Below are 16,199 nucleotides of genomic sequence, written 5' to 3' on the forward strand. Positions count from 1 at the left end.
CTTGGGAGGTGAAGCGAAATGAAAATCAAGGACTTGGCAAAACTGACATTCGTTGACGCCGATCCGCAGGAAATGGAAATCCACATCTTGACGACGGTCGAAGGCCTCTTGAAGCGGAAACTCGCGCGAGCCGATCCGCTGCGACTGTTCCTCTTGAGTGTTGAAGCGCTGCTCATTCAGCAGCGCCTTTTGTTTGACCAAATGGCGAAAATGAACCTTTTGGCGTATACCAAAGGCGACTATCTTGACCATATCGGCATCCTCGTCGGCGCGAATCGTCTGCCTGCGAGTCCTGCCAAAGCGACGATGAAGCTCACGCTGTCGGCGGTGCGCGATCAGGCGGTGATTCTCCCGAAAGGCGCACGGATCACGGCAGGCGACAATATCTATTTCGCACTCGACGAAGCTGCCATCATTCCCGCAGGAAGCCTCGCTGTCAGGGCGGCGGCGACCTGCACGGAAGAAGGCGAAAAGGGAAACGGCTACCTGCCGGGCGAGATCAACAAGATCGTCGACCCTGTACCCTTCTGGGCGGCGGCAGAAAACGTGACGAAGAGCGAGGGCGGCGCGGATACGGAAAGCGACGAAGCATATCGCGAACGCATCCAAGAAGCGCCGGAAAAGTTCTCGACGGCAGGACCCGCGCTCGCCTACGAATATCATGCCAAGGCAGCTTCCGCGCTCATTGTGGATGTCAGCGTCGACAGCCCCGCACCCGGCGAGGTCATCGTCTATCCGCTTCTGAAGGGCGGCGTGATTCCGGGTAACGAAATCCTTACGCTTGTTGACAAGAAGCTCAACGATCGCAGCATACGCCCGTTGACGGACAAAGTGAGCGTCAAAGCGCCCGAAAGCGTCAAGTATGATGTCGATGTCCTTTACTACATCGACCGCCGCGACGCGACCGAGGCGGCGCAGATTCAGGCGCGCGCTGAAAGCGCCGTGCAGGAATTTATCGCATGGCAAAAAGAGCGTTTGGGCAGGGACGTCAACCCGACGGAGCTCTACTACCGTCTGCGGGCGGCAGGCGTGAAGCGGGCAGAAATCAAGCAGCCTGCATTTACTGCCATGAACAAGAAGCAAGTTGCCGTCGCCGAGAGCGTCAAAGCGTCGTTCGGAGGGCTGGAGGATGAGTAAGGAACTACGGCACACATCGCTCCTCGACATCCTGCCGCAAAATCTCTTGAGAGACGAGCAAATCAAGGCGGCAGCACAGGCGCTCGACGCGGAGCTGCAAAAAATCACGGAAGCGACGAAAGAAGCTCTGCTCCTGCCGCGCTTGGACGAACTGCAGGAAGCGGTCATTGACCTCTTGGCTTGGCAGTGGCACGTTGATTTTTATGAACCGAACATGAGCCTTGAGACGAAGCGTCAGCTCGTCCGCGAATCCATCGCATGGCATCGTCTCAAGGGCACGAAAGCCGCTGTCGAGAAGATGGTGCAAGCCGTGTTCAGGGGCGGCATCGTTACGGAATGGTTTGAGTACGGCGGCGAGCCCTATCATTTCCGCATAGACATTCTATCCGCGCCGCAGATAACGGCAGAGAATACGGCACGTTTGCTCAATGTCATCAACGCCTCTAAAAATATCCGCTCATGGCTGGATGAAATCACCTATAGGCGTGACTTGCAGGATTCGATCCACTACGCCGCCGCCCCTACACTTCACGCGACCTACGAAATTAACCCGATTGTAGCGCGTGATGCAGATGCAACAGCGAACCTCCATGCGGGCGGATTGCCGAGCGTATGCACGGAATATGAAGTCTATCCCATGTCGGTGCAGGATGCGGCATTGTCGCCGCATGTCGTCATCGGGGCAGCGATGGCGCTCCATCAAGCACATGAAGTCACAGAAAGGAGTTAATCATGGCAAACTGGCAAAGCGGGCAGCTCACGAAAGCGGGGCGCGACCTGCAAATCAAAGTGGAGGCGGGACAATGCAAGCTTGAACTGACGAAAATCAAGCTCGGCGACGGCACAGAGGACATCGGCGCGATTGACGCCCTGACCGATCTCGTCGGGCCGAAAGCCGTTTTTGACATCAGCAGCGTCGTCGCGAAAGACGGCATGTGCACCGTGACGGGCGTCATCTCCTCGTCCAACGTCACGGCGGCGTTTTATGCAAGGGAGTGGGGGCTTTTTGCCAAAGACCCCGACAAGGGTGAAATCCTCTACATGATCTCGCTCGACCCGAATCCCGAGAGCATCCCGCCGAAGACCGCCGCCTTGAAACAAGCGGCGACGTACGCAATGAACATTGTCGTCTCCAATGCGACGCATATCGAGGTGCGCATCGACCCTGCGGGGCTGGTCAACGCCTCCATGCTCGCGAATGGCGCAGGACTCGTACAGCGCAGCACGCGCTACGAGATGGGCGACATCCTCTACGATACGCAGCTCACGCGGCACGACCTGCGCCTTGAGTGCGTGCAGGCGGGCACGACGGCGGCGACACTGCAGGACCTGAGCGACGTGCATCTCGGGCAGAGCATCACCGATGGTACAGTCGTCTGGCGAGTTAAGCGTCTCTACACCATCGATGGCGACATGTTTGAAATTGACACAGACGGCGGCATCATGCCGACGGCAGAGCCGCACTACAGCGTCAACTATGAGCTGGATGAGGACGGAAATATCATGCCAAAGGCAATGTAAGAAAGGATTGGTGACACATGGCAACAAGAAACTACGTCCCGCGTGCAAATGGGGAAGGCAGCATCGGGACGGAAAAGAAGCGCTGGGGAGCGATATTCGCCGAAAAGGTCGCAGTCAAGGCGCTCGAAGTAATCGGAGGTGGGACGGAGAATGATGCGCAGCCTGCAACGGTCGGGTGGGTGAAACAAGGCTTTGAGAAGTTATTGAAGTCTACCATTGAAGCGTCTGGAATAAGAGTGATGGTCGGTCACAATGCGAGCTATGTCTGCTTCGGAAATCTTTTCGGCAATCTGACCATCCAGTGGGGAACGCTGGGGTGGGATGTTGGGAAATTTTATAAAGATGTAGTGTATCCTATATCCTATCGAAAATCGTGCAGGACAATCGTTGCAGATACCTCTTTCAACGTTGGAGAAAATGGTATTTCGGAATTAGATAAAAGCATACATCTCTTAATTGATGAAGGAAAATCTGACCTGACGAAATGTAGAATAACAAGCTCGATGACGGACGTTGGGGCATTTTCCTATTTATCTATTGGGCTCTGAGGAGGATGACAAATGGCAGAGATTTTAGCCAAATTTGACGCACAAGGCAGACGCCTTGCCACAGTGCTCTTTGGCATTCACTACACGGCCGATGCAGAGCGGCAGACATACATCCATAACGGCTACATCCTCATCTCCGATGAGGACTACCAGCACTACATCGGTAATCGCGGAATGGGTGACAACGGTACGGGCTACATCCGCGACCCAAAGACGGGAAAGCCTGTCTCCGCGCCGCCCGCGCCGCCTGTGGAGGAAGAGCCACAAGAGCTGCCCGTCGACCAAGAACGCCTCGCCGTCTACGAGGCCATGGCTGCGCAGGAGGAACGTCTTGCGACGTATGCAGAGCGCATCGCAGCGCTCGAAGCGAAGGGGGGTGAAGGAAAATGAAGAAGTGGGCTTATATGATTCCCATCTACGCCTACCTTGTACGGCGCAAAACGTGGGCAATCTCCGAAGAGGACAAACAGGAGGGGCAGAAGGTCGTACCCGAGGTCTACCGTGACGACGTTGCCGCATACCTCGTCGAGCACGCGTAGGACGTGTGAGGATCAAGAAGAGCCGCTGTAGTGATACGGCGGCTCTTGTATTTGCAGAGAGGAGAGGGTAAAGATTGAATGAAGTCATCGTGTTCCTGCGTGAGCTTATCCCAACACAGGTGCAGATTGAATGGGGGGCGATTGCCTCGGTGGTGGGGGCTGCCGTGTCGTATGCGCTCGGCTGGAACGGTGTTTTGGAAGCGCTCTTGTGCGCCATGGTACTAGATTACCTGTCCGGTTTGCTCGCGGCATACATCAATCCGCACATGATGCTGGACAGCCGTCGAGGGTTTCGCGGCATTGGCAAGAAGATCATGATCCTGCTGCTCGTGTCCCTTGCGCATTTTGCGGATTACGCGACGGGGCAGACCATCGTGCAGACCATCGCCGTATGGTTCTTCCTCGGCAACGAGGGGCTGAGCATTTTGGAAAATGCCGCCAATGCGGGCGTGCCAGTGCCAGAGAAGCTGAAAAAGACACTCGAACAGCTCAAGAGCGAGAAGGGAGGACGCGAGAAATGACGCGCGAGGAGTGGCAGGAGCTTTGGACAAGCTATTATGCGTTTCTCGCCATCGCCACGAGAGTAGGATTTTATAGCGACGAACTCAAGCGGATGGAGTCGTCCCTTTGGGCGTGTCGTCCGCTGAAGAAAGGATGATTGAAGTGAAAGTGTTTTTGAACCCGGGGCATGCGCCGGACGGTAATCCCGATCCGGGTGCTTGCGGTTGCGGCCTCAGGGAGTGCGATGTGGCAAAGAGTGTCGCCGATCTCGTGGAGCACTATCTAGTAGGTGCGGGTGTCGAGGTCGTCGGCAATCTGCAGGATGACAGTCTCTATACGATCACAAGCACGGCCAACGAGAGCGAGGCGGATGTTTTTGTGTCGATCCACTGCAATGCCTTTAATGGAAATGCGAACGGCACGGAGAGCTGTGTTTATCCCGGCAGCACGCGCAGCGGTCGGCTCGGCAACTGCATCCAGCGGCAGATCGTGGACAGCCTTGACACTACAGATCGCGGGCTCAAGGATCGCCCCGGACTCTATGTCCTCAAGCACACTGACATGCCCGCCGTGCTCGTCGAGCTTGCCTTTATCGACAATGAGGACGATGCCGCGCTCCTGCGTGACAATCAGGACGACTTCGCCCGCGCCATCGCGCGAGGCGTGACGGACTACGAGCAGATGCTGTGAGGCGACGGGCGAAAAAGGAGGCACGAGAGCCGCCCGAGCAAACGGAGTGGCACGACCTCGTGCGGTTGGACGCCATGCAAGATTTTGCCGCATGGCTGTCCGAGCCGCGGCAGGGTTGGTCAATAGACGCCTGCAGAGGGAGAGCTGCTGCGGGCGCATCGGTATGGGCGGTGCATCGTCGTCGCCTGGGACGAGCGCAGGGGAGCGACAGTCTGCCCAAGGGCGGTCATGGTGCTCTGGTATGCGTTTGTGTTTGATGCGTCGTTAAACCCTAATAACGACAATTTTGAAACTTGTAACAAATAATAACCAAATTATCGTTATTTTGGTTATTGCAACCTGTAAGTATGTTTTACATGTTCACCGTAAAAGTTGAAAGTTTCAAGGGAAAGAACAGAGAGGAGTAAAAAAATCATGAGCAAGTGGACGGACATCAGGGACAACATTGTCAAGGAGCTTAATGTTGATCGTGTCACAGAGGACGTCAAGCAGCGTGTGACTCGCGCGATCTTGAGCGAGGGCGTGCCGCTGGTCGAGCAGGCCGTGGACAAGTTTGTGGCGCAGATCAAAGAGCAGTCCAAGGAGGAGCATGGCTGGTGCTACTGGCGTGACGCTGTAGTATTGCCGACGGTCATGCAGGGAGCAGTGTGGCTGGTCAAGATGGTTCTGACCAAGACGCTCGCGCCGACGGAACAGGCGTAAGGCAATCGCAACGGCCCCGAGGCTTTGGCTTTGGGGCCGTTTTTTATTTGGGGTAGTTGACAGAATATTGAGATTGGACTATAATAAAAATGCAAGACAGCTCGCCTAGAAGCGGGCTGGTCGCCTCGTAGAGGCGCGGATTAGAATAGCGAAATAAAAATGGTGTCTATTGCAAATGAGTGGGAACACTCAAACGGGCGGAGACGCCAGCAAAAATGGAGAGTGTCGAAAAGGCCTCTCCATTTTTGCTTTTTATTTTTACAAAAAGTTAAAAAGCCTCTTGACATATCAATGATTTATATGCTAGCATATATATGCTAGCATATAAATAGGGAGGGCTTAAGATGGCAAAATATGATGTTGTTTGCAGCTGTGGGCACGAAGAAACTATCGTGCTTTACGGAAAGTCTTCAGAGCGTGAACGGAAAATTGAATGGCTGGAAAATTACGGGCTTTGCAGTGAATGTTACAAAGCCCAAATGCAGAAACATGAGGAGACCAGTAGAAAAGAACGCAAAGAAGCATTTAATCTTCCCACGCTTGAAGGGTCGCCCAAGCAAGTGGCTTGGGCGGAGAAGATTCGTGATGGTTTTTTTAAGGATTGGGAAAAGCTCGGGCCGCAAAAAGACCCGCGCGCTGAAAAATTCGTCAACTGGCTGAAAAACCAGACAGAAGCGAGGTTTTGGATTGATAATAGAGAGAAGTCAATCCGTGAATTGGTAAAAGAATGGGCGGAAAACGAAAGTAAAATATATGCTGTTGAAGAATCCAAAGAACTGGAAGCCGCCGCAAAAGAGGAGGCTTCCATATATCCGGAGAACGAGCAGACAAAAGATATAGCAGAGATCTGCCACAAGGGCGAGTTTATAGAAATAAAATCGCCAAAAAACGACATTATCATAGAAACCGCAAGAGCGGCAGGATATAAATGGGACGGTGAGAAGGCTCGGTGGTGCATGAAAGTGACGGCGACAAGGGGACGAGTAGAAGACCGCATCGCAGAAATCGGGAATCTCCTGCTGAATGCGGGCGTCCCTATCTGCATATATGATGAGGAAGTACGAGAGAAAGCCGTCAGGGGAGAGTTTGAGCCACAAAAACATAAGTGGATACTAAAGAGCGGGGATGAAGAAGTAGAGATATATTGGCGCACCAGAGAATATAGCCTCTATGATGAGGCAAAGCGCCTGCCGCACGCGAAATATCGCGAAGGCACTATGCGCGTGCCATCACGGTATTTTGCGGAGATACGGGAGTTTGTGAAACTCTACGATCTCGGAATCTCGGAAGCGGCAGAAGCCCTCCTTACCCAAGAGGAGAAAGCGTATAAAGAAAGGATTACCGTGTCGCCTAAAAAGACAGAGAGCGACAGCCAAAGAGGCGATAAGTTGAAAGAAATCCTGGAATCGTCCCGCGATGTTTTGGAGGATTTGAGGGATGAAGATTGATATCCCGCTCTTACCACATCAGGAAGAGGCCGTAAACAAGCTCAAAAAAATAAAAGTCGGTGCCTTGTATATGGAACAAGGCACCGGGAAAACACGGACGGCACTGGAACTCATCTCAGCGAGATTGAACAGCGCAAAGGTGGACGCTGCACTCTGGCTTTGTCCGTGCAGCGTTAAAAGGAACTTGCGGGAAGACCTCGCTTATTACTGCGGGGAATTTCCGCAAGATATTATTGTGCGTGGGATAGAAAGTCTATCATCCGCCGACTTGCTCTACATGAAGCTGTTGGAGCTGGTAAAACGATACCGCGTGTTTTTGGTGGTGGATGAAAGCAATCTCACCAAAAATAAAGACGCGATCCGCACGCAGCGCGTCATCGAACTCGCCAGTCATTGCGAGTATAAGCTTATTTTGAATGGCACGCCGATCTCAAAGAATGAGGCGGACATGTTCGCTCAATGGTACATATTGGACTGGCGAATTCTTGGGTATCAAAGCTTTTATAGCTTTGCGGCAAACCATTTGGAATACCGAAGAATTCGATTGCCAAGTGGACGTGAGATCGTGGACTACAATCGAATCGAAGCGGTGCTGAATACAGACTACCTGTCAGAGAAAATAGCACCGTATACTTATCAGGTAAAAAAGGCGGAATGCCTTGAATTACCTGATAAAAAATATTTTGGGGAACCATTTTCTTTAGATGAAACGCAGATGGAAGAGTATAGGGAGGTGAAACTGGCATATCTTGAATATGTCGATGAAATTCGCTCGGAAACAATATACAAGCTATTTGCGGCATTACAGCATATTGTATCTGGGCGGCGGATTCTGACCAGTCCGCAAGAACGGATGGTAACAGAAGCGATGATGCCTGATGAAGATAATCCTCGCCTTTGGGCATTGAAGAATCTGTTACAGAGAGAAATAGGGGATGAAAAGGTTCTGATTTTCTGCAAATACAGAACGGAGGCTACAAGTATTTGCAAGATGTTGACGCAGATGGGGCGAAGCAGCGTGTTGTTTACGGGTGAGATATCACAAAAGAAGCGACAGGAAAACAGAAAAAGGTTCCGGGATGATATGCAAGTCATGGTCGCAAATAAGGCTTGCGGCGCCTATGGCTTAAACCTGCAATTTTGCAGAAATATCATATTTTACAGCAATGACTTTGATCTTGCGACGCGGATGCAAGCAGAGGATCGCGTACATCGCATTGGTCAGACTGAGGAGGTGCGTATTTACGATATTTACTCTGTAGACACCATAGATGAGTTCATCATGCGTTGTTTGTGGCGAAAAGAAAGCCTCGTAGAAGAGTTTAAGAAGAATATTGAGAAATGGAGGGACGAAATGATAAAGTACAGACAAATTTCTTCAGGAATAATGCCGGAAGAATTTTACATCAAACTGGGACCGTTCCTCGGATCGAGGGATGTGCGCAAGGAGTTTGATGGATATCCGCTCAGCAATGCGGATGATTGGACGTGGATTGTCGCCGAAGATGGCGATGAAATTGTCGGCTTTGTGTCCATCGAGCCGAAAAACAAAGTACTGCAGTTCAGTGCCGGATATGTCATTCCGTCGCATCGCAGGAAAGGTGTATACAAGCGGCTCATAAAAGAGGCGGTTAAGTTTGCGGGCAATCGGGCAATGGACGTGACGACACGAGAGTATCTTGTGCCACTTTTTGAAAAGGCTGGCTTCCAGGCATTGAAAATGAAGGGAAAGAAATGGCGGCGTATGAGGAGAGTGCCCAATGAAAAAGGTGTATCTTAAAGAAAATGTATATGAGGCCGCGCAGGCGCGGATGCGCTACATTTTCGACGAATTCGAGAAAGTGTTGATTTCTTTTTCAGGCGGCAAAGATAGTGGTGTCGTCTTAAACATGGCCATAGATATGGCACGTGAGCGAGGACGGAAAATAGGAGTACTGTTCATCGATCTTGAAGCATTCTATGAAAAGACAATTTCCTATGTCGAGAAGATGATTTCCGAGAATCTCGATGTGATCGAACCATATTGGATATGTCTGCCAATGGAGAGTCCAAACAGTCTATCGTTTCTCGAACCAACATGGATATGGTGGCAGCCAGAGAAAGAGCCGATCTGGGTGCGCCCGATGCCGAAGAATCCGTGGGTCATAAATTTGAACAATCAAACATTCCCGTGGTATCGGCAGAATATGCCCTTTGAGAAGTTTATTCTCCATTTCGCTGAATGGTATGCTCAAGGGAAGAAAACCGCGCAGCTCGTAGGCATACGGACAGATGAAAGCCTCAACCGATGGCGGGCAGTGGCTGCTGACAGCAGCCAGAAGAATATTTACAAAGATAAAGCATGGTCGGTCAAAATGGCGGAGGATGTATATAGTTTCTACCCCGTATACGACTGGTCGTCGGAAGACGACTGGATCTATTACGGAAAACACAATAAGCCGTATAATACACTATATGACCTGTTCTATCGAGCGGGAATATCCATCCATAAAATGAGAGTGGACGAGCCGTTTGGGAATGAGGCAAAAGCGGGATTGAGCTTGTTCCGTGTGATTGAGCCGGAGACGTGGGCACGGGTTGTTAATCGCGTGTCTGGCGCGAATTTCGGCAATATATACAGCGGGAAAAAAATTATGACCGCCGCGTACACGCTGCCAAAAGGTCACACATGGAAAAGTTTCTGTAAATTCCTGTTGACAACCTTGCCGGAGGAGACGGCAGACAATTATCGGCGGAAATTCATAAAATTCATCCGGTACTGGAGAAAAACTGGATGCCCGGTGCTGGCAGATGCGATCGAGGAAATCGAGCGCACAGCTCCAGGAGCATACGAAAATACCCATAAACCAAGCAATAGGGGGAAAGGCGACAAGGACGTAATCAAGGCGCGGCGCGTACTGGATGAACTTCCGGGACTGGATAGTCGACAAGATTTATGCACTTGGAAGCGCATGGCCATGTGCATCATCAAGAACGATTACGTGTGCAAGGGACTGTGCTTTACGATTACAAAAGACCTGACCTTGCGACAAAAGGCAATCATTGAGAAATACAAGAACATTTAAGGAAGGGTGATGGAAATGGCATATCAGAGTCCAGTGTATGGCGTGAGAGCCGTACCGATCGAAAAAATACGAGCAAACGAGTACAACCCCAACAGCGTGGCGCCGCCGGAAATGAAGCTTTTGTATGACAGCATTAAGGAGGACGGATACACGATGCCGATTGTCTGCTATATGGCAGATGATGGCATGTATGAAATTGTCGATGGATTTCATAGATATTCCATTATGCTCAAGCATAAGGACATCTATGAGCGCGAGGGCGGGATGCTTCCTGTCTCAGTCATTAACAAGCCGATCGGTGAGCGGATGGCCAGCACGATACGCCACAATCGGGCGCGAGGATCGCATGACCTTGACCTGATGAGCAATATCGTGCGCGAACTCGTGGATATGGGTAAGAGCAACCGCTGGATCATGCAACACCTCGGCATGGATGCCGATGAGGTGATCCGTCTCAAGCAAATCACAGGGTTGGCAGCGCTGTTCAAGGACAAGAACTTTTCCCGCGCTTGGGAAGCAAAATAAGGAGGTGCGTGTGCGATGGCTTGGCAAGATAATGCAAAAAGATATATAAATAAATACAATAGTGAAAAATATGACCGTATTGCGATTCGCGTCCCTCAGGGTTTGAGGGACGCGATAAAAGACGCGGCCAATCAAGCAGGGCTTTCAATGGCTGCTTTTATCACAACGGCTGTGGAAGAAAAAATAAAATCTTTGAAAAAGACTTGACGTATCGATAGTTTATATGCTAGCATATATATGCTAGCATATAAACGACAACGAATAGGAGGAGTCAAGATGGTAGAATTTGTTGTACACTACGGGGCCTGCAATGAGGGATGGAACGAATCATTCCAGTCTATCGATGAGGCCTTAGAGTTCGCCCGAGAAGTTACACCAGAAAGCACTTGGTGCTTTATTGATCTTCAAGGCGGCTTTGAGGGATTGCCCCGACCAAAATACGTTTTGTGCGAAGCAAGCAAAACGGGAGGGAAGTGGTACGTCGGCAAGATGCCAGCAACGGAAGCCGACGCAAAAAAGTTCCTTAAAGAATATATGGCCGTTGGACAGTCCAGAGAAAAGCGAGTGAGAGAGGCAATAGAGGAGGCGGAAAAAGACTTCCCCAAGACAGGAGATTTTTTGTATGATGCTTTACTTCTACACCTTCCTGAGATTGATGTCCCTTTGACGGAAGAAGAGGCGAAGATGCAGGAGAAAATCCTTGCACTGTGCAAAGAAATGGAAGATGAATAAAGATAAGCCCCGACAGTCTTCATACGAACTGTCGGGGCTTATTTCCCTGTCTCCCGTTTTACGTTATCGTCTCCCGTTCGTCTCCCATTTATGGGTTTTTACACTAAAGTATGATATAGTATGGATAGCGATAAATCGTGATTTCTTTGTTTTGTACCTAGGCGCATGATGCAAGAACTCAGTAAAATCAAGGGTCGAAGGGAATATGTATAATGATAAAAAATGATGTAGCGAGAGATATACCCATCATCCAGTGGTATCCGGGCCACATGAAGAAAGCACGGGAACTGGTGGAGGAGAATTTGAAGCTTGTAGATGTCGTTGTCGAACTGCTTGACGCGCGGATTCCAGCGGCGAGCGCGAATCCCATGCTGCGGGAGATCGTCGGCGACAAGCCGCGCGTCGTGGCGCTCAACAAGAGGGATCTGGCGGACGAGAAGATGACGAAGTGTTGGCTGGAATATTTTCGTGCACAGAAGCTTCCGGCTGTCGCGCTCGATTCTGTGACGGGGAAGGGCATGCGGGAACTGTTGGTGCTCATTGAGAAGGCTGCGAAACATCGTACGGAAAGGTTGGTATCGAAAGGTGTTGCAGCACGCAAGGCGCGTGTGATGATCCTCGGCATACCGAACGTCGGAAAGTCGTCCCTGATCAACCGCTTGGCAGGCGCGGCGAAGGCGAAGACGGCGGACAAGCCAGGCGTCACGCGCGCGAAGCAGTGGATCCGCATCGGAGCGGACGTTGATCTCTTGGATACTCCGGGGATTCTTTGGCCGAAGTTTGAAGACCGCGCGGTTGGACTTAAGTTGGCGTTTACCGGCGCGGTCAACGATGAGATCTACGATTTGGAGAATGTGGCGCACTTGCTCCTTGCGGCTTTGCGGCGCGATCATCCGGAACGCTTGCAGGAGCGTTTCAAGTTCAAGGAGGCGCTTCCAGAGACTACGGAGGAACTGATGGAGGCGATTGGACGCAAGCGTGGCTGCCTTTTGAAGGGCGGACGCATCGATTTCGAGAAGGTGCAGCATATCCTTCTGACGGAATTCCGCATGGGGAAGTTTGGCAAGATCAGCTTGGACGTGCCCCCGACGGAACCATCGGAGGAAGTGGACGGCGGTTAATGGATAGGGAAGAAATGACGATAAGAGAACTGGAGTGCCTTTATCGCGCAGGGAAGTGGACTGAGGAGCTGCAGCGGCAGTGCCTGTCTGATTCCCGCACAGGTGTGCAGCGATTGGTGCGTCGATGGGAGCGAGATGCGCAGGAGCGCGCCCGCGTCGCAGCACTGTACCATTACGAATTTTTGGCACGTGAGAAGGGCTGTCTGCTTGTGGCAGGCGTCGATGAAGCCGGTCGTGGCCCTTTGGCGGGACCAGTTGTAGTCGCCGCAGTCATCTTGCCGCTGGGTCTTTTTCTGCCACATTTGAATGATTCGAAGAAATTATCTCCAGCCGTGCGCGAGGAACTTTTTTCTGCCATTATGGAAAGCGCTGTCGCTGTGGAAATCGTGAGCATTTCAGAGAAAATCATCGACGAAAAGAATATCTATCAAGCGACGAAGCAGGGGATGTACGAAGCTGTTTCCGCCTTGCGGCCGCAGCCGCAGCATGTCTTGCTCGATGCCGTGCCGTTGAAGCTTTCTATGACGTCTTCTCCCATTGTCCACGGGGATGCAAAGTCGGCGTCGATTGCGGCGGCATCGATCGCGGCCAAAGTTACGAGGGATCGCCTGATGCTGAAATATGACGAGGAATATCCGCAGTATGGTTTCAAAAGGCACAAGGGCTATGGGACGGCGGAGCATTTGGCGGCTTTACGGAAGTATGGGCCTTGTCCCATTCATCGAAGATCCTTCGAGCCGGTTCTTTCGATGGCGGTGAACCCTTGAGGCAAGGACGCGTTGATGAGGCCGGCATCAAACGGATGGATTTCATTTTAGCAGGTGTTCCTTAGAAGATTACACGGAGGATTCGTTTCATGGCAATGGAAGCAAATGCCGCCAATGCTGCGGGGTCTTTGCAGCGAATACAGCGGCCTCAGACGACAGGATCGACAGATGCCGTAACGCGGCGAGGGGACGGCACTTCGTCCTCCCCTTTTGCAAAGGAGACGAATGTCTCTATACGAAATTCCATTGCGGATTTGTCATCCGTCCTCGGGAGGATTTCCCAAGGACAGGAGGATTCGGTGGAGGTTCTGCCCGATCACCTGCAGAAGGTGATTCGTAATGTCATGGAAAGCGCTTTTTCGTTAAGTGCGACCTTGGAAGAGGGATTGGGCAGTACGACGGAGAGCCAGCGTTTTTCCTTGGAGCAGTTGGGCACGCTTTCGCGCATGCTCACACAGCTGGGTGCACTCGCGGAAAAGGGCGTGCAGGTCAGCGATTTCAGTGAGAGCATGCAGACGTTGCTGCGAAATCTGAAATCGCTTCTGACGGCGCAGGAGGGTGGAAACTCCTTGGAGCCAGCCCTCTTGAATAAGCTGTCCTTCCAACTGCTTGACGCTAAGGCGCTGGAGGATTTGCCGGCAGCCTTGCAGCAGGCATTGACGGTTTTGGCACAGACGCAGCCGCAGCCGCAGCAGGGTGCGAGCGAGACAAGTTCTTTTGACTTTCTGAAGTCTCTTGTGCAATATTTCATGCCGCGGCTCGGAGAGGAGAGTGTGTCGCCGATCATGCAGGAGTCGGGGCAGACGATGCCCGAAGGCGACGCGGATGCTGAGACCAGTGCGAATCCACCGATGCGCGATATGAGTGAAGGCGGTGCGAAGGAAGTGCGGCAAGAGGCGGCAAGGCAGATGTCGGAAGCCGCCAATGAGGAGACGAACGCTGCGCAGAAGGAAGGTGAAGCGGTACTTGGGAAGGAGGCGGCGTTGAGAAAAGCGGCGACGCAACAGCCCCAACGGAATGACGCCATTGTGCAGCAGAATGCCGAGGGAATGGAACCTGACTTGTTGCCAGACGCTGAGGATGGCGCTTCGGAAACAACACAGCAGCAGAAGGTTTCAGGGCAGGCAGAGACTACCGAGGGCAAGGGGCAGACGAAGACTCCTCAGGAGCAAAGCGGAGCACAGCAGCAAAAAGCCCTCGGACAGGGAAATGCTGCCGAGGGCAAAGGACAGTCGAGTGAGCAAATGCTGCGTGGTGCGCAGCAAGAGGGAAAGTCGACGGAATCAGCGGTATCGCGTCAGGATGAACAAAGTGTGAATCCGCAGTCGACAAGACAGGAAGGCACCAAACAGAATACAGCGCAGGAAAAGTCTCTGCTGCAGGGGCGGAATCCTGCCGGTCCATCGACTAACTCATCGAGCAATACGCAGGGAGAGGCGAAAGCTTCTGCGCGTCAGATGCCCGTGATGCAGAATACGCCTCAGCTCATGCAGAGTCTGAAGGAGACGGCGTCATTCATGCTGAAGAATATGCCGCTTACAGAGAAAGATGCCGCCTTGCTGCGCGACTTTATCAACAACGGGCAAAAACTCTTGCCGGACAAGGAAGCGAAGCAGCTGCAGCTTCTCCTGCGCCTCAGTCAGAATAATGTTCCTGCTGCCGTCAATCAGGCTGCCGTGCAGAAGAATCTCGGCGATCTGCCGCGTCTCTGGGCATTTATGCAGCTCTGCGATATGACGGCGGTGAAGGACATGAAGGAGCAGCAGCTCAAGCGAGCGGGTAAGGATGTCGCGGAATTTGCCGCTTCGATGAAGCGTTCTATGGAAGGCGGCAGTCTTTTTCAGACGGATGGCAAGGGCAATGTGCATCGGTCACTGAATTTCATGTTGCCATTGTATATGGGGGAAGGCGAAAAACAGAGTTTCCCCGCGTATGCCAATGTCTATAACGAGGAGAAGTATTCGCCCGAGGATGGGAGCATGCACAAGGAAACGTGGCTCAGACTCTGCGTGCTTACAGACCATATTGGCGCCGTAGAGCTGACTTGCCAGGTGTACGACGCGAAGAGCCTCAACATGCGCGTGCTTTTCTCGGAGGCGTCCGCTGTGGAAGAGTTCAAGTCGTATATTCCTGAGTTCAAGGAATCATTTCGTACGATGGCATTGGAACTGACCGATCTCAAAGTCAGTATAGCGGGTAGTAAAGAATGATGGACACGAATATGGAAAATAAAGATTTGCCGCTGGAAGAGCGAGACGTTGCCAATCAAAGAGCTGTGGCTTTGCGTTATGAGCCGGAAAGGCAGCAAGCTCCGAAAGTCGTGGCGAAAGGACGCGGTTTCGTCGCGGAAAACATCCTCGCAGCGGCACAGAAAAACGCGATTCCTGTCTACCAGAACAAATCGCTTGTCAACATGCTGATGGCCTTGGAACTCGACCGAGAGATTCCGCCGGAACTTTACCGTGTAGTTGCTGAGGTTCTCGCCTATGTCTATCGCATCGACAAACGCCATCAGAAGCCGGAGTTGCCGCGGTGATAACGAAGAGACTTGGCGACCGAGGTGAGGAAGCGGCGGCGCTGTATCTGGAAAAGCGTGGCTGCCGCATATTAGAACGGCAATTTCGCATGAAGACGGGTGAGATCGACATCATTGCTGAGGAAGATGGGACATTGCTCTTCATCGAGGTCAAGACGCGCCATCCGACGCGCTTCGGCACGCCGGCTCAGGCCGTAGGACGCACGAAACAGCGGCGTATTTTTCGTACAGCCTTTTTGTATATGCAGAAGCATGGGTTTGTGGAAAGAGCCTGTCGATTTGATGTCATAGAAATCCTCGCGATGGACGAATCTTATGCGGTACGCCATTATGAGAACGCCTTTGAATTTGATGGTATTTAAGGGAA

The 16,199-nt window shown here is 52.0% G+C and carries 22 protein-coding genes; all 22 read left to right on the forward strand.

Annotated elements, in window-relative coordinates; translation table 11 throughout:
• Window positions 1-18: 18 nt before the first annotated feature.
• The 22 genes from OL236_RS03330 to OL236_RS03435 all read left to right on the forward strand — a co-directional run bounded on the left by OL236_RS03330 (window position 19) and on the right by OL236_RS03435 (window position 16,194).
• Window positions 19-1,137, forward strand: a complete 1,119-nt coding sequence (locus OL236_RS03330; protein WP_265071313.1) for a baseplate J/gp47 family protein — start codon at window positions 19-21, stop codon at window positions 1,135-1,137.
• Window positions 1,130-1,867: a phage tail protein I gene (locus tag OL236_RS03335; protein ID WP_265071314.1), complete on the forward strand. Its 738-nt coding sequence runs from the start codon at window positions 1,130-1,132 to the stop codon at window positions 1,865-1,867. Before OL236_RS03330 ends, OL236_RS03335 begins: the two co-directional genes overlap by 8 nt.
• A gap of 2 nt (window positions 1,868-1,869) precedes the next feature.
• Window positions 1,870-2,658, forward strand: a complete 789-nt coding sequence (locus OL236_RS03340; RefSeq protein ID WP_265071315.1) for a phage tail protein — start codon at window positions 1,870-1,872, stop codon at window positions 2,656-2,658.
• 17 nt (window positions 2,659-2,675) lie between these two features.
• Window positions 2,676-3,206, forward strand: a complete 531-nt coding sequence (locus OL236_RS03345; RefSeq protein WP_265071316.1) for a hypothetical protein — start codon at window positions 2,676-2,678, stop codon at window positions 3,204-3,206.
• A 12-nt stretch (window positions 3,207-3,218) separates the two neighbouring features.
• Window positions 3,219-3,596: a hypothetical protein gene (locus tag OL236_RS03350; protein ID WP_265071317.1), complete on the forward strand. Its 378-nt coding sequence runs from the start codon at window positions 3,219-3,221 to the stop codon at window positions 3,594-3,596.
• Window positions 3,593-3,745, forward strand: coding sequence for a CD1375 family protein (locus tag OL236_RS03355; RefSeq protein WP_265071318.1), 153 nt, complete (start codon window positions 3,593-3,595; stop codon window positions 3,743-3,745). Before OL236_RS03350 ends, OL236_RS03355 begins: the two co-directional genes overlap by 4 nt.
• A 74-nt stretch (window positions 3,746-3,819) precedes the next feature.
• Window positions 3,820-4,266 (forward strand): holin family protein, encoded by a 447-nt coding sequence (locus tag OL236_RS03360; protein ID WP_265071319.1) that lies wholly within the window; start codon window positions 3,820-3,822, stop codon window positions 4,264-4,266.
• Window positions 4,263-4,403, forward strand: a complete 141-nt coding sequence (locus tag OL236_RS03365) for a hypothetical protein (RefSeq protein WP_265071320.1) — start codon at window positions 4,263-4,265, stop codon at window positions 4,401-4,403. Before OL236_RS03360 ends, OL236_RS03365 begins: the two co-directional genes overlap by 4 nt.
• A gap of 5 nt (window positions 4,404-4,408) precedes the next feature.
• Entirely contained in the window at window positions 4,409-4,936 is a 528-nt protein-coding gene (locus OL236_RS03370) for an N-acetylmuramoyl-L-alanine amidase family protein (RefSeq protein WP_265071321.1), read from the forward strand.
• The gene (locus tag OL236_RS03375) at window positions 4,933-5,193 is read left to right on the forward strand and encodes a hypothetical protein (RefSeq protein ID WP_265071322.1); all 261 of its coding nucleotides are present in this window, start codon (window positions 4,933-4,935) and stop codon (window positions 5,191-5,193) included. The genes OL236_RS03370 and OL236_RS03375 overlap by 4 nt, the downstream gene beginning before the upstream one ends.
• A gap of 157 nt (window positions 5,194-5,350) precedes the next feature.
• On the forward strand, window positions 5,351-5,638 hold the full coding sequence (locus OL236_RS03380; protein ID WP_265071323.1) for a hypothetical protein: 288 nt from the start codon (window positions 5,351-5,353) through the stop codon (window positions 5,636-5,638).
• A 344-nt stretch (window positions 5,639-5,982) separates the two neighbouring features.
• Window positions 5,983-7,086: a hypothetical protein gene (locus tag OL236_RS03385; RefSeq protein WP_265071324.1), complete on the forward strand. Its 1,104-nt coding sequence runs from the start codon at window positions 5,983-5,985 to the stop codon at window positions 7,084-7,086.
• Window positions 7,076-8,866: a GNAT family N-acetyltransferase gene (locus tag OL236_RS03390; protein WP_265071325.1), complete on the forward strand. Its 1,791-nt coding sequence runs from the start codon at window positions 7,076-7,078 to the stop codon at window positions 8,864-8,866. The genes OL236_RS03385 and OL236_RS03390 overlap by 11 nt, the downstream gene beginning before the upstream one ends.
• Window positions 8,847-10,151 (forward strand): DUF3440 domain-containing protein, encoded by a 1,305-nt coding sequence (locus OL236_RS03395; protein WP_265071326.1) that lies wholly within the window; start codon window positions 8,847-8,849, stop codon window positions 10,149-10,151. Before OL236_RS03390 ends, OL236_RS03395 begins: the two co-directional genes overlap by 20 nt.
• Window positions 10,152-10,160: 9 nt before the next feature.
• Window positions 10,161-10,676, forward strand: a complete 516-nt coding sequence (locus OL236_RS03400) for an IbrB-like domain-containing protein (RefSeq protein WP_265071327.1) — start codon at window positions 10,161-10,163, stop codon at window positions 10,674-10,676.
• 15 nt (window positions 10,677-10,691) lie between these two features.
• A complete protein-coding gene (locus OL236_RS03405) occupies window positions 10,692-10,883 on the forward strand; it encodes a YlcI/YnfO family protein (protein ID WP_265071328.1) in 192 nt (63 codons plus the stop codon).
• Between the two features lie 69 nt (window positions 10,884-10,952).
• Window positions 10,953-11,408, forward strand: coding sequence for a hypothetical protein (locus OL236_RS03410; protein WP_265071329.1), 456 nt, complete (start codon window positions 10,953-10,955; stop codon window positions 11,406-11,408).
• Window positions 11,409-11,620: 212 nt separating this feature from the next.
• On the forward strand, window positions 11,621-12,529 hold the full coding sequence (ylqF, locus tag OL236_RS03415) for a ribosome biogenesis GTPase YlqF (protein ID WP_265071330.1): 909 nt from the start codon (window positions 11,621-11,623) through the stop codon (window positions 12,527-12,529).
• A complete protein-coding gene (locus OL236_RS03420) occupies window positions 12,529-13,296 on the forward strand; it encodes a ribonuclease HII (RefSeq protein ID WP_413777383.1) in 768 nt (255 codons plus the stop codon). The genes ylqF and OL236_RS03420 overlap by 1 nt, the downstream gene beginning before the upstream one ends.
• A gap of 89 nt (window positions 13,297-13,385) precedes the next feature.
• Window positions 13,386-15,506, forward strand: coding sequence for a DUF4175 domain-containing protein (locus tag OL236_RS03425; RefSeq protein ID WP_265071332.1), 2,121 nt, complete (start codon window positions 13,386-13,388; stop codon window positions 15,504-15,506).
• Entirely contained in the window at window positions 15,503-15,832 is a 330-nt protein-coding gene (locus OL236_RS03430) for an EscU/YscU/HrcU family type III secretion system export apparatus switch protein (RefSeq protein WP_009646424.1), read from the forward strand. The genes OL236_RS03425 and OL236_RS03430 overlap by 4 nt, the downstream gene beginning before the upstream one ends.
• Entirely contained in the window at window positions 15,829-16,194 is a 366-nt protein-coding gene (locus tag OL236_RS03435; RefSeq protein ID WP_265071333.1) for a YraN family protein, read from the forward strand. The genes OL236_RS03430 and OL236_RS03435 overlap by 4 nt, the downstream gene beginning before the upstream one ends.
• The last annotated feature ends 5 nt before the right edge of the window (window positions 16,195-16,199 follow it).

The sequence above is a fragment of the Selenomonas sputigena genome (assembly GCF_026015965.1).
Lineage (GTDB): Bacteria > Bacillota > Negativicutes > Selenomonadales > Selenomonadaceae > Selenomonas.